Raw genomic sequence first — 13,200 nt, forward strand, 5'->3', positions numbered from 1 at the left:
TTAAAACCTCCGACAGAATGTGTATGCCTTGTTTTTTCTCCTGATCTCTTCTAAAAATTCCTTATATCCTAGACACAGCAAAAGGGTTCCGGAATTTTCTCCGGGACCCTTTTGCTGTGTGCGGCAAAATGCCGTCAGCCTTTCACGCCGCCCAAAGCAACACCGCGGACGATGAACTTGGAAAGCAGCAGGTACACGATGATGACGGGCAGAATGGCGATAGCCACCATCATGTAAACCTTGCCCATATCAAACTTGAGGAAGTCTGCACTGCGCAGCTGTGCGATCAGGATGGGCAGGGTCTTTTTGTCGGCGCTGTCCAGCACAAGAGCGGGAATGAAGTAGTTGTTCCAGCTGGCCACGAAGGAGAAAATGGCCTGCACTGCCAGAGCGGGCTTCATAATGGGCAGCACGATCTTGTTGAAGGTGTAGAACTCGCCTGCACCGTCGATGCGGGCAGCCTCTACGATCTCCATGGGAAGGGAAGCGTCCAGATACTGCTTCATGAAGAAGAACACGGTGGGCGCTGCAATGCTGGGCAGAATCAGCGGGATAAAGCTGTTCTTCAGGCCCATCTTTGTGATGAGCTGCAAAAAGCCCAGAGCGGACACCTGCGTGGGCATGGTCATGATCAGCAGGATAATGGCGAACGCGGCCTTTTTGAATTTGAAGTTATAGGCGTAGATGCCGTAGGCCGTCAGGGCCGAGAAATACACGCTGAACGCCGCCGAGCAGGCGGAGACGATCAGGCTGTTGCGGATGCCGGTGATGACAGGGATGTTAGCATCGGCCAGCACGTTCTGGAAGTTGGTGATGAGCGATTTGCCCGGCAGCATCGAGAAGCCTTTCTGGATCTCGAAGTGGGTGCGGGTGGAGTTGATCACCAGCACATAGAAGAAGAACAGGCACAAAAAGCTGATGAGCACCAGCACCAGATAACACCATGCGCGGCGTGCAGCCAGTGTTGCTTTTTCCGATTGATTTCTAGGAGTGTGTGCCATAATCATTTCCCTCCTTTTGCTGCCTTTTTGGCGGCGTTCAGTTCTTTGCGCTGGGCGCGGGTCAGGCCGTCATCCTCCTTGGTAAGGGAGAAGTAGACCACAACGCACAGCACTGCGCACACGAGGAACAGCACCACGGATACAGCACCGGCCATGCCGTAGTTCTTGCTGAACAGGTGGTTGTTCAGGTACATGATCATGGTGGTGGAGGTGCGGTCCGGGCCGCCCTTGCCGTTGGTTAAAATCTGCGGCACATCGAACATCTGCAGGCCGCCGATCATGGAGGTGATCATGACGTAAACAAGGATGGGACGGATCAGCGGAATGGTGATCTTCCAGAACATCTGGTTCGGAGTGCAGCCGTCTAGTTCAGCCGCTTCGTACAGGGTGGGATCCACGCCCATGATGGCCGCCATCAGCATGATGGTGGTGTTGCCGAACCACATCAGGAAGTTCATCAGGCCGATCAGCCCGCGGTTGCCCCACACGGTGTTCAAAAAGCTGATGGGTGCATCGATCCAGCCCATGCTCAGCAGCACGGCGTTCACCGGGCCGTTGTCCGAGAACAGCGCGAAGAACAGCATTGCAAAGGCGGAGGCCATGATCAGGTTGGGCATGTAGATGACCGTCTTGAAGAAGGTCTGGCCCTTCAACTTCAGGCGCAGATCGGTGAACCATGCTGCCAGCAACAGGGAAATGGCGATCTGCGGGATAAAGCCGATGATCCACAGGATCAGCGTGTTGCCAAAGTACTTGGGCAGATCGGTTGCGAACAGGGTAATGTAGTTTTTCAGGCCCACAAAGTTCGGGCCAATGATCTTCAGGCCGCTGCGGTAATATTCAAAAAAGCTGTAGTAAATGGTGGATGCCAGAGGGATCAGCTGGAATACCGCGAAGATGATGAAGAACGGCGCAATGAAGATGTAGCCCCATTTCGCGTAGCTGATCGACCCTTTCTTTTTCTTTTCTCCCATAAGGATCGCCTCCTGGTAAATTTGCGGAAAGAACAGGGGCGGGCGGGAACAGCGTCCGGCCCGCCCCTGCGTATTCACTTTTCCGTTTTAGGGTCGGCTGCTATTATGCGGGCCACACCACGTCGGTCAGCTCAGGATACTTCTCCTTGATAGCGGTCTCGAAGTTTGCCTTTGCGGTATCTTCGTCCACGTTGCCGGTGAAGTAATCCTTGAACGCATTCTGGAAGCTCTCATTCAGGCCCTGATCGTACGGACCGGCGTTGGACATATCGATCTTGGCTGCAGCCTCTGCAAACAGAGCGATGTGGTTCTGGCCGCCCAGGAAAGCGGAGCTGTAATCGCTGTTTGCGATCTCGTTCATAGCCTTCTCGTTGTTGGTGTAGTCCTGCGTATCCATGGTGATCTGCTTCATGATGGCTTCATCGCAGGTCAGCTTCTGCATAACATCCTTAATGGTCTCGATGTTGTCGCTGCCGGCTGCGCCGCAGATCCAGGTGCCGCCCCAGTAATAGGGCTGAGGGCCTTCGCACACAGCGTAATCGCCGTAGATACCGTTGCCAACTTCTTCCTTGCCGCCCTCAGCGACAGGAGTCTCCAGAGAGTTGCCCAGCAGGGTGAAGTTGATGCCCCAAGTGGAGTAGAAGAAGCCGAACACCTTACCGGTGGGACCCTGATCGGCTGCCCACTGGCTGTCCCACAGGCTGGACTTGTTGTTATAGCCCTTATCGGTGTACTCCTTGGTCTGATCGACCCACTTCATAATGTTCTCATCAACGGTAACGGTAGTGCCGGTGACCCACGGAGCTGCCACGTTGTTGGAGAAGGTGCGGTATGCATCATCAAAGCCGGACAGCATCTTGTAGCCCTTGGCGGCTGCCTGTGCAGCTACATCATTGAACTTATCCCAGTCGGACAGGTAGGTCTGCACTTCGGCGGGATCATCGGTGCCAAGAACATCCTTGGCAATGCTGCGGCGGTATGCAAACAGACCGGGAGTTGCCTGCCAGGTGGTGCCGCGCTGGCTGCCGTCCACACTAACGATGTCCTTGGTGTACTGGTACTGGCCAGCCAGATCGTCGTCGGTCAGGCCGATGTCTGCCTTGACATCCAGAACGTAATCGGAATCCACATACTTCAGAGCATAGTCAGCCTCGATCAGGAAGATGTCGATCTTGTCGTCATCAGCAGCGCTGTCCTGACTCAGCAGGGCTTCGTCCAGCTTGTTCTGATAGTTGTTGTTCTCGTTGGCATTGATGGTCCACTTCACAACGGTGCCATCCTTCAGGGTGGTGGTGGACTTGTCGGCTGCGATCTCGGAAACTTCCGGATAGTAGTCGTTGAAGCGGCTCTGGAACTCATCATTCCAGCACCAGATGTTCAGCACCTTGCCCTGTGCTGCGGGAGCAGCGGAAGCAGCAGAGGAAGCCGGAGCAGAAGAAGCGGTGCTGGTGGAAGAAGAACCACCACAGGCAGCCAGAGCTGCACCAATGGTCACGGCACCGGAAGCGAGCAGGAAATTACGGCGAGAGATCTTTTTCATAAGGGTAAACCTCCTTCATGGTTTTCCATTATTTACAAAAGTGTTCTTCATAAAAGGTTCCGTAGCAAGAGCCTTTAGAGACATATTAAAGAATGCTGACCGACCCGCCGTCCAGCAATTTGCCGGAAACGCGGATCTGTTCGGGCAGGGTCACTCTTGGATGCTCGATCAGCTCAATGAGCTTGTCGGCAGCCGTGCGGCCCAGCGCGGCGGTGTTCTGCTGGTAAGTCACCAGCTGAGGCTTGACCACCCGGGAAAGGTAGATGCCGTCGTAGCCCATCACCGAGATGTCCTCGGGGATCGAAAGGCCCGCTTCGCTGATGGCGTTGTAGCCGCCCAGCGCGGAGAAATCGTCCGGGAAGATGATGCAGGTGGGCGGCTGCGGAAGCTCCAGCAGCGCTTTGGTCTCGGCGGCACAGCGGTCGGCATCATGGTAGATGCCCTCCCGCACATAAGCTTCCGGGATCTTCAGGCCAAGCTCTTCGCAGGCCTGATAGAAACCTGCAACGCGGTTCTCGGTAACGGCGGTCTTTTCGCCGTGGATAAAGGCGATGCGGCGGTGGCCGCAGGCCCATGCCTGCCGCACCAGTGCCTTCAGGCCGAAAACGTTATCCGAGAGGATCGCCATGCGGTTATTGAACACGTGATCGATCGTGACCACCGGCACCTCGCTGTTCACCAGCTCCACCACCTGCGGCTCGTAGAAATTCACGCAGGCGATCACCACACCGTCCACATTGCGGTAGCGGCAGTGCTCAAGGTAGCTCATGCTCTTGCCGCTGATATTGTGGTTGATAAAGGTGATGTCGTAGCCGTGTTTCTCGGCTTCCACCTTGAAGCTATCCAGCACGGCGGAAAAGTATTCGTGGGTCAGGCCGCTCTGCCGTTCATCCACGAACAGAACGCCCAGATTGTAAGTACGGTTTGTTTTCAAGGAACGGGCGGCAGCATTGGGCAGGTAGCCCATACGGTGCGCTGCGGCCCGCACCCGTTCTCGTGTGGCAGGCGAGATATCCGGCTGGTCGTTCAGCGCCTTGCTGACCGTTGCCACCGATACGCCGCATTCCTTTGCCAGATCTTTCAGGGACGGCATCGCTCGTTTGCCTCCTTCCGAAGAACGTTTTACGGGGGATGTTCTCCGTCAAGTCCTTAATCGTTTTCGCAATTTCATGATAGCGTATTTTGTACGAAAAATCAAGCTCAAAAGAATAACTTTCATTGCTTTTGGCTCAATTTTGGCGTTTTGTTCGTTTCTGAAGAACCGAAATTGTGCATCTTGGATGGGTTTCGTTACATTTCGGTTAAAATCAAAAGATTTTCGTTGCGGTTTCGTTACGATTTTCGCCGTATATAATATTACCTATAAATTGTGTTTCAGCGTTTTCGCTTACAGGAAGCACAAAAAGCGTGCTTGAAATAAATTTTCTGAAAATCATGAAAACATACGTATTTATGAAAGATACTTTCAGAATTTTTTTAGAAAATCCTCTTGCTTTTTTGGCCTGCTTGGGCTATGCTAGAAGCAAAGAGAATGCTTTGATCGTCTGCCTTAATCGTTTTCGCAAAAGCGATGCCGCCGGGGCTACCGGCAGCTGATAAGGAGGAAGCATTTATGAAATTCGGCCATTTTGATGATGCACGCAAAGAATATGTCATCACCACCCCGCGCACGCCTCTGCCCTGGATCAACTACCTTGGCAGCGAGGATTTCTTCAGTCTTGTCTCAAATACGGCGGGCGGCTACAGCTTTTACCGCGATGCGCGGATGCGCCGCCTGACCCGCTACCGCTATAACAGCTCCCCGCTGGATATGGACGGCCACCACATTTACATCAAGGATGGCGATACCGTCTGGAACCCCGGCTGGCAGCCCACCAAGACAGAGCTGGACAGCTACGCCTGCCGCCACGGTCTGGGCTATACCATTCTGGAGGGTGAGAAGAACGGTGTCTCCGCTGCGCAGGAGCTGTTCGTGCCCACCGGCGATGCCTGTGAGCTGGACCGCCTGACTTTGAAAAATAAGACGGATGCCGTAAAAGAGCTGGATGTGTTCAGCTATGTGGAGTTCTGCCTGTGGGATGCCATTGACGACAGCTCCAACTTCCAGCGCAACTTCTCCACCGGCGAGGTGGAGGTGGAGCCGGCCATCATCTACCATAAGACGGAATACCGTGAGCGCCGCAATCACTATGCGGTATTCTGGAGCAATACGCCCGTTACCAGCTTTGATACCACCCGCGATGCCTTCTGCGGTGTGTATGGCGGCCCTGCAGACCCGCAGGCCGTCCGCGCCGGGCACTGCTCCGGCAGCATCGCCCACGGCTGGGCACCGGTGGGCGCGCTGCACATCCATGTCACCCTTGCACCGGGTGAGGAAAAGAAGATCCTCTTCGGTCTGGGCTACATCGAGAACCCACAGGAAGAAAAGTTCACGGCTCCCGGTGTTATCAACAAGGAGCGTGCCCATGCCATGATCGCACGCTATGCCACCGATGCACAGGTGGACGCGGCCCGCAAGGCGCTGGCCGACCACTGGGAAGCTCTGCTCTCCACCTACCATCTGGAATCCGGCGAGGAAAAGCTGGACCGTATGGTGAACATCTGGCACCAGTATCAGTGTATGGTCACCTTCAATATGAGCCGCTCGGCCAGCTACTTTGAAAGCGGGACCGGCCGCGGCATGGGCTTCCGCGACAGCTGTCAGGATCTGCTGGGCTTTGTACACATCATTCCGTCCCGCGCACGGGAGCGCATTCTGGATATCGCCGCCACCCAGTTTGAGGATGGCAGCGCCTACCACCAGTACCAGCCCCTGACCAAGAAAGGCAACCGCGATATCGGCACCGGCTTCAACGATGACCCGCTGTGGCTCATTGCCGGCACTGCCGCCTATCTGCGCGAGACCGGCGACTGGTCTATTCTGGACGAGCAGGTGCCCTTTGATAATGATGCCAGCAAGGCACAGAGCCTGATGGAGCATCTGCGCCGCAGCTTCAACTTTACCGTCACCCACCTTGGCCCCCACGGCCTGCCGCTTATTGGCCGCGCCGACTGGAACGACTGCCTGAACCTGAACTGTTTCTCGGAGCACCCGGGCGAGAGCTTCCAGATCACCGGTCCCAGCGAAGGCCCTGTGGCCGAAAGCGTGTTCATTGCGGGCATGTTCGTCAAGTACGGCCACGAGTACGCCGAACTGTGCGACCACCTGAACCTTGCCGATGAAGCCGCTGCGGCCCGCAAGGCCGTGGACGGCGTGGAACAGGCGGCCCTGACCTCTGGCTGGGACGGCGCATGGTTCCGCCGCGCCTACGATGCTTTTGGCAAGCCTGTTGGCAGCAAGGAGTGCACCGAGGGCCAGATCTTCATTGAGCCGCAGGGCATGTGCGTCATGGCTGGCATTGGCAAGGAGACCGGTCAGGCCGCGCAGGCATTGAAGAGCGTAGAGGAACGGCTGGATACCAAGTACGGTGTGGTTCTGCACCAACCTGCATACACCAGTTATCAGCTCAATCTGGGCGAAATTTCCAGCTATCCTCCGGGATACAAGGAGAACGCCGGTATCTTCTGCCACAACAATCCGTGGATCAGCTGTGCCGAAGCCGTTCTGGGGCATGGCGACCGGGCCTTTGAGGTGTACCGCAAGACATGCCCGGCCTACATCGAGGATATTTCCGAGATCCACCGCACCGAACCCTATGTTTACAGCCAGATGGTGGCCGGTAAGGATGCCCCCACCTTTGGCGAAGCAAAGAACAGCTGGCTGACCGGCACTGCCGCATGGACCTTCTTCAATGTGAGCCAGTATATCCTTGGCATCCAGCCCACGCTGGACGGCCTGAAGGTAGACCCCTGTATCCCACACACGCTGGGCGGCTTCACCGTTACCCGCCGCTACCGGGGCGCAACCTATCACATTGCAGTGGATAATACCGCTGCAGTCCAGTACGGTGTGAAGAGCGTCGCTGTGGATGGCAAGCCCATTGAGGGCAGCCTGCTGCCGCTGGCACCAGAAGGCGCTGTGGTAGAGGTGCAGGTGACTATGGGATAACCTTTACTGCATTCGTTCAATTTTCCGAAGAATACAAAAAATCCGAACCCTTCTCCTATCGAGAAAAGGTTCGGATTTTCTATTTTAGCGGCAGCCTCCCGATAGACATTCCTACGGGTTGGGAACCGCGGCGGAATCTGGCGGTCAAGGCCTTACGGGTTGCGTTTGCTGATTTTTCTACAACCCCTTGGCAGGGCTTTGAAAAATCAGAACGCGGCCCCAACAACTCCTCCCTGTTTCAGCCGCAGGCTGCGGTCGTCGTTGTTGCACTGGGCTGATTGCTTGCGGCGCTATGCGCCGCCGCCCTGTTCGAGCCCCTTCCATCGTTTATATAAAAAGAAAAACCAGTACACAATGTGTACTGGTTTTTCTTGGTGCGGATAAGAGGACTTGAACCTCCACCGAGTTGCCCCGATTAGAACCTGAATCTAACGCGTCTGCCAATTCCGCCATATCCGCATATTCTGTTGTGTTCGTGAGCTGTGCCGCTCGGAACGATAGTTATTATACCAGATATACGAAGAATGTCAAGCATTATTTTTAATTTTTCTCGACAAAATTTTGCTTGAAAATTGATGCATTCTGAATGGCGGCTGCAGGGCGAAATTTTTGCCAAAGTGTGATACAATAAACAGGACGCGCTGGGAGGGTGTCCTGCGCGCAGACTGAGAAAACGAGGGAAATGCAGAATGTTCAATATCATTATTTTCCTGCTGGGAGCAGGCATCATGTTCTTTATGGCTCTGCGCAGTGTGCTGGCACGGCGCAGGCTGTGCACGCAGGGGCAGAAGGTCACAGCCACGGTGGAGGGCACCGTGCGGAGCCGGGATGGCGGTGCCTATGTGCTGGCCTTTACCACCGCAGGCGGCAGCCATCGGCTGCACTACCCGAAGCCTGCGCGGGGCAAGAGCTTTGCGGTGGGGGATACCGTCACCTTATATTATGACCCCGACGACCCGGAGAAGATGTACGTGGAAGGCGACCGGGCCACGCTGGGAGCCGAGGTGTTGTATACCGTGATAGGTGTGGCCCTGCTGGTGCTGACCGTGGGCATTGCCCGCTGAAAGGGGAAAAGAGGATGAAACTGGAACATTTTGGCATGGCTGAGCCGGGCGACTGCCGTCTGGTATTCACAGCCGGTGCCGAGGAACTGGCGGCAGCCGTTGCACAGGTGCAGGCGGAGCCGGACGCGCCGCAGGAAGAGGACGGTCTGCTGACTGAGGCGGTGAATCGCACCATTCTTGGCGGCTTTTCGGCGCTGTATGAGCAGCTGGTGCAGGAGTACCATGTGGTGCCGGTGACCGACCCGGATTTTGAATTGCTGGCGGTGAACCGGGCCGAGGGCTTCCGGGCGGGTGCGCAGTTCTACGCGCTGCCGCCGCTGGAAGTGGGAGCATACACCGGTTTCGTGCAGCCCATTGAGCCGCACCCCATCCGGCAGCTGACCATTGAACTGGAGATCAACCGCCACCACGGCGACGAAGAACGTGCAGCCGATGCAGCGGGCAAGGCGGCGCTGCGGCAGCAGGTGGCCCGCGAGATCTGGGCACAGCGCTGTGCCCAGGCTGAGCAGCGGGCACGCAAGGAGCTGGTATGGCAGCTGGGCGATGCAGTGAAAGGCCCGCTGCCAAAGCAGCTGGTGGGCGGTAACTATTTTGCCGAGCAGCGCCAGTTCAACCTGAGCCTGCAGGCCAATGGCATCAACTTTGACCAGTTCCTTAAAGTGCGCGGCCAGACGGTGGAAGAGTTCCGTGCATGGCTCCACGCGCAGGCAGAGCGCAAGCTGCGCAGCTGGCTGGGGCTTCTGCTGGTGGCAGAAAAGGAGGGCCTTGCACCCACGGACGCCGAGGTGGAAGCAGCCGCTGCCCACTGGGATGCCAAGCTGGACGGCGAGCGCACCTTCCCCGCCAACGATGCACGCAAGGTGCGCCAGCGTCTGGCCCGGGAGAGGGCGGAGCAGTTCATTGTGGAGCACTCTACCCTCACGCCGCCGCCCGATGAACCCATCGTGCAGAAAGTTGAAAGCAAATAATAACAAAAAGGAGCGATGCAGCGCATCGCTCCTTTTTGTTATTATTATCAGGAACTCTCAGGTCTCCACGCCCTCGAACTGGCTGTTGTAGAGCTTGGCGTAGAAGCCGTTTGCAGCAAGCAGCTCGTCGTGGCTGCCCTGCTCCACAATGTGGCCGTCCTTCATCACAAGGATCACGTCCGCCTCGCGGATGGTGGAAAGGCGGTGCGCCACAATAAAGCTGGTACGGCCCTGCATCATGCGGGCAAAAGCTTTCTGGATACGCACCTCGGTGCGGGTATCAATGGAGGATGTTGCTTCGTCCAGGATCAGCATCGGCGGCAGGCAGAGCATCACGCGGGCAATGCACAGCAGCTGCTTCTGGCCCTGACTGATGTTGCCGCCGTCCTCGGCGATGACGGTATCGTAGCCCTCCGGCAGGCGGCGGATGAAGCTGTCTGCATGGGCGGCTTTGGCTGCTGCCACGATCTCTTCAAGGCTTGCATCCGGCTTGCCGTAGGCAATGTTTTCCCGCACGGTACCGGCACGCAGCCAGGTGTCCTGCAGCACCATGCCGTAGCTGCCGCGCAGGGAAGCGCGGGTCACATCCCGGATGTCGGTGCCGGACACCTTGATGGAACCGCCGTTCACATCATAGAAGCGCATGAGCAGGTTGATGAGGGTGGTCTTGCCGCAGCCGGTAGGGCCGACGATGGCAATGCGCTGGCCGGGCTTTACGTCGAGGGAAAGGCCCTCGATCAGCGGGCGGTCGGGCAGGTAGCGGAAGGAAATATCCTCCAGCTGCACATGGCCGTCCGGCTGCAGCACGGAGGCGTTCTCGACTTCCGGCACCTGATCGTCGGCATCCAGCAGCTCAAACACGCGGGCGGCGCAGGCCAGGGCATTCTGCAGCTCGGTGACTACACCGGAAATTTCGTTGAAGGGCTTGGTGTACTGGTTGGCGTAGCTCAAAAACACGCTCAGCTGGCCGATGGTGATGCCGCCCCGCACCGCGTACACGGCACCCACAAGGCCCACGCCTGCGTACACGATGTTATTCACAAAGCGGGTGGCGGGGTTGGTCAGGCTGGAAAAGAAGATGGCCTTCAGGCTCACGTCCTGCAGACGGCCATTCACCTCGTCAAAGGCGGTAAGGCTCTCGGCCTCGTGGCCGAAGGCCTGCACCACCTTCTGGCCCTCAATCATCTCGTTGACCAGCGCGGTCTGCTCGCCGCGCACGGCGCTCTGGCTCTGGAAGTAACCATAGCTGCGCTTGGCAAGGAAGCTTGCCACCACGAGGCTCAGCGGGGTGATGCACACCACCACCAGCGTGATGGGCACATTCTCGCTGAGCATGAACAGCAGGGTGCCGAGGATGGTCAGAACGCCGCTGAACAGCTGTGTAAAGCCCATCAGCAGGCCGTCCGCAAAGGTATCCACATCGGCCACCATGCGGCTGACGATATCGCCGGAGGGGTGGCTGTCGAGGTAGGACAGCGGCAGGGTCTGAATTTTGCGCAGGGCTTCGTTGCGCAGGTCGCGGCTGACAAGGAAGGCGATGCGGTTGTTGCACACGCTCAGCAGCCACTGCGCAAGAGCGGCCACACCGGCAACCACCAGCACCTCGATGATAATGCGCATCACACCGCCAAAATCTACGGCACCCTTGCCCAGCATCATATCAATGGCGCTGCCGCAGAGGATGGGAATATACAGCTGTGCGCCCACGCTCACAGCGGCCACTACAAGGCTGCACACCACAAACAGGGAATAAGGTTTGATCTTGCTCAGAACACGGGTCAAGGTGGCCTTGCGCTGCTGCGGGGTCAGCTTTGTTTTTGCTTTTGCACTCATTTCTGCGCATCCCCTTTCTTGAACTGGCTCTCGTAGATCTCCTCGTAGACGGGGCAGATCTGGCGCAGCTGGTCGTGGGTGCCGATGCCCACCAGATGGCCGTCGTCCAGCACCAGAATTTGATCCGCGTGCTGCAGGCTGGCGGCGCGCTGGCTCACGATGAACACGGTCAGGCTGCCGGGCAGAGCAGCCAGTGCCTTGCGCAGGGCGGCATCGGTGGCGTAGTCCAGTGCGCTGGCGCTGTCGTCAAGGATCAGAATTTCCGGCTTGCCCACAAGGGCGCGGGCGATGGTCAGGCGCTGCTTCTGTCCGCCGGACAGGTTGCGACCGCCTTGCTCCACAGGCTCGTCCAGCCCAAGGGGCTTGGCTTTGACGAACTCCGCAGCCTGTGCTGTTTCCAGTGCGGCCCACAGGTCCGCATCGGTGGCATTCTTGTTGCCCCACAGCAGGTTGGAGCGGATGGTGCCGCCAAAGAGCTGGGCCTTCTGCATGACCATGGCTGCCTTGCTGCGCAGTTCTTCGCGGGGATAGTTCCGGGCATCGCGGCCCATGATCTCCACCGTGCCGTCGGTGGCATCGTAGAAGCGGGGGATCAGGTTGACAAGGCTGGATTTGCCGCTGCCGGTACCGCCGATGACACCAATGGTCTGGCCGCGCTTTGCAGTGAAGCTGATGTCGGAAAGGCTGGGTGCACCGGCACCCGCATAGGTCAGGCTTACATGCTCAAAGCGCACAGCATCGCCGGATTTTTCGGCGGGCACCTCGCCCAGAAGCTTTTCCGGGAAGGCCATGCCGGGCGTGGTGTCCAGCACAGCCTGCACGCGGCCTGCGCAGGCCAGCGCCTTGCTCACCTGCACGATCAGGTTTGCCAGCTTGACCAGCTCCACAAGGATCTGGTTCATGTAGTTCACCAGCGCAATCACGTCGCCGGAAGCCATGCCACCCACATTGATCTCAATGCTGCCCACATATAGCAGCGCCACAATGGCAATGTTGATGAGCACATAGGTCAGCGGGTTCATCAGGGCAGAGATATGGCCTACATGGAGCTGCATCTTGGTCAGCAGGTCGTTGGCATTCTCAAAGCGCTCTACCTCGCTCTTTTCCTTATCAAAGGCGCGCACCACGCGCACGCCGGTCAGGTTTTCGCGGGTCAGGCCCAGCACCCGGTCAAGGCGATTCTGTACCGTCTTGTACAGGGGCCGGGTAGCAGCCATGATGCCGAACACCACCACGCTCAGCAGCGGGATGGTCACTACAAAGATCAGCGCTGCACGGGAATTCACCGTAAAGGCCATGACCATGGCACCGATCACCACGAACGGGCTGCGCAGGAACAGGCGTAAAAACAGGTTCAGGCCGCTCTGCACCTGATTCACGTCGCTGGTCATACGGGTAATCAGGGTGCTGGTGCCGAGGGTGTCCATCTCGGTAAAGCTCAGGGTCTGGATGTGCTCAAACAGGGCGTGGCGCAGAGCTGTGGAATAGCCCACGGCCGCCTTTGCGGAAAAATACTGTGCCGTCAGGCTGCAGGCAAGGCCGATCATGGCCAGCAGCAGCAAAATGCCGCACCGCACAAGAATATAGTGGAAGTCGTGGGCGGCAATGCCGATGTTCACGATATCCGCCATGACCAGCGGCACGAACAGGTCGAACGTGGCTTCCAGCATCTTGAAAAGGGGCGCAAGCACGCTCTCGCGCTTGTAGTCCTTCAGATAGCCTAGCATCTTGTTCAAGGCGATACTCCTTCTTTCTTGCTTTCTTGCATTATA

The 13,200-nt window shown here is 57.5% G+C and carries 10 protein-coding genes and 1 tRNA gene; 4 read left to right on the forward strand and 7 right to left on the reverse strand.

Annotated features, from left to right (window positions below; genetic code table 11):
- Positions 1 to 134: 134 nt before the first annotated feature.
- The 4 genes from ACGHUK_RS02560 to ACGHUK_RS02575 form a co-directional block, all read right to left on the reverse strand.
- Positions 135 to 1,001: a carbohydrate ABC transporter permease gene (locus ACGHUK_RS02560; protein ID WP_044953743.1), complete on the reverse strand. Its 867-nt coding sequence runs from the start codon at positions 999 to 1,001 to the stop codon at positions 135 to 137.
- Between the two features lie 2 nt (positions 1,002 to 1,003).
- On the reverse strand, positions 1,004 to 1,975 hold the full coding sequence (locus ACGHUK_RS02565) for a sugar ABC transporter permease (protein WP_291014852.1): 972 nt from the start codon (positions 1,973 to 1,975) through the stop codon (positions 1,004 to 1,006).
- 103 nt (positions 1,976 to 2,078) lie between these two features.
- Entirely contained in the window at positions 2,079 to 3,515 is a 1,437-nt protein-coding gene (locus ACGHUK_RS02570) for a twin-arginine translocation signal domain-containing protein (RefSeq protein ID WP_005942293.1), read from the reverse strand.
- Between the two features lie 85 nt (positions 3,516 to 3,600).
- Positions 3,601 to 4,608 (reverse strand): LacI family DNA-binding transcriptional regulator, encoded by a 1,008-nt coding sequence (locus ACGHUK_RS02575; RefSeq protein ID WP_120081372.1) that lies wholly within the window; start codon positions 4,606 to 4,608, stop codon positions 3,601 to 3,603.
- 314 nt (positions 4,609 to 4,922) lie between these two features.
- Between ACGHUK_RS02575 and ACGHUK_RS02580 the strand changes: the two genes are divergently transcribed.
- The gene (locus ACGHUK_RS02580; protein ID WP_337680103.1) at positions 4,923 to 5,111 is read left to right on the forward strand and encodes a hypothetical protein; all 189 of its coding nucleotides are present in this window, start codon (positions 4,923 to 4,925) and stop codon (positions 5,109 to 5,111) included.
- Positions 5,112 to 5,127: 16 nt separating this feature from the next.
- Positions 5,128 to 7,563 carry a GH36-type glycosyl hydrolase domain-containing protein gene (locus ACGHUK_RS02585; RefSeq protein ID WP_349935878.1) on the forward strand — a complete coding sequence of 812 codons (2,436 nt, stop codon included), beginning with the start codon at positions 5,128 to 5,130 and terminating at the stop codon, positions 7,561 to 7,563.
- A gap of 372 nt (positions 7,564 to 7,935) precedes the next feature.
- On the opposite strand, the gene ACGHUK_RS02590 is transcribed toward ACGHUK_RS02585, so the two are convergent.
- A tRNA-Leu gene (locus ACGHUK_RS02590) sits at positions 7,936 to 8,022 on the reverse strand.
- A gap of 230 nt (positions 8,023 to 8,252) precedes the next feature.
- On the opposite strand from ACGHUK_RS02590, the gene ACGHUK_RS02595 reads away from it, so the two are divergent.
- Both ACGHUK_RS02595 and ACGHUK_RS02600 read left to right on the forward strand, forming a co-directional pair.
- Positions 8,253 to 8,627, forward strand: coding sequence for a DUF3592 domain-containing protein (locus ACGHUK_RS02595; protein WP_207699128.1), 375 nt, complete (start codon positions 8,253 to 8,255; stop codon positions 8,625 to 8,627).
- 14 nt (positions 8,628 to 8,641) lie between these two features.
- On the forward strand, positions 8,642 to 9,595 hold the full coding sequence (locus ACGHUK_RS02600; RefSeq protein WP_005946538.1) for a hypothetical protein: 954 nt from the start codon (positions 8,642 to 8,644) through the stop codon (positions 9,593 to 9,595).
- Positions 9,596 to 9,652: 57 nt separating this feature from the next.
- On the opposite strand, the gene ACGHUK_RS02605 is transcribed toward ACGHUK_RS02600, so the two are convergent.
- Positions 9,653 to 11,428, reverse strand: coding sequence for an ABC transporter ATP-binding protein (locus ACGHUK_RS02605; RefSeq protein WP_390574869.1), 1,776 nt, complete (start codon positions 11,426 to 11,428; stop codon positions 9,653 to 9,655).
- Positions 11,425 to 13,164, reverse strand: coding sequence for an ABC transporter ATP-binding protein (locus ACGHUK_RS02610; protein ID WP_390574872.1), 1,740 nt, complete (start codon positions 13,162 to 13,164; stop codon positions 11,425 to 11,427). The genes ACGHUK_RS02605 and ACGHUK_RS02610 overlap by 4 nt, the downstream gene beginning before the upstream one ends.
- Positions 13,165 to 13,200 lie beyond the last annotated feature (36 nt).

The sequence above is a fragment of the Faecalibacterium sp. i25-0019-C1 genome, from assembly GCF_042854225.1.
GTDB lineage: Bacteria > Bacillota > Clostridia > Oscillospirales > Ruminococcaceae > Faecalibacterium > Faecalibacterium taiwanense.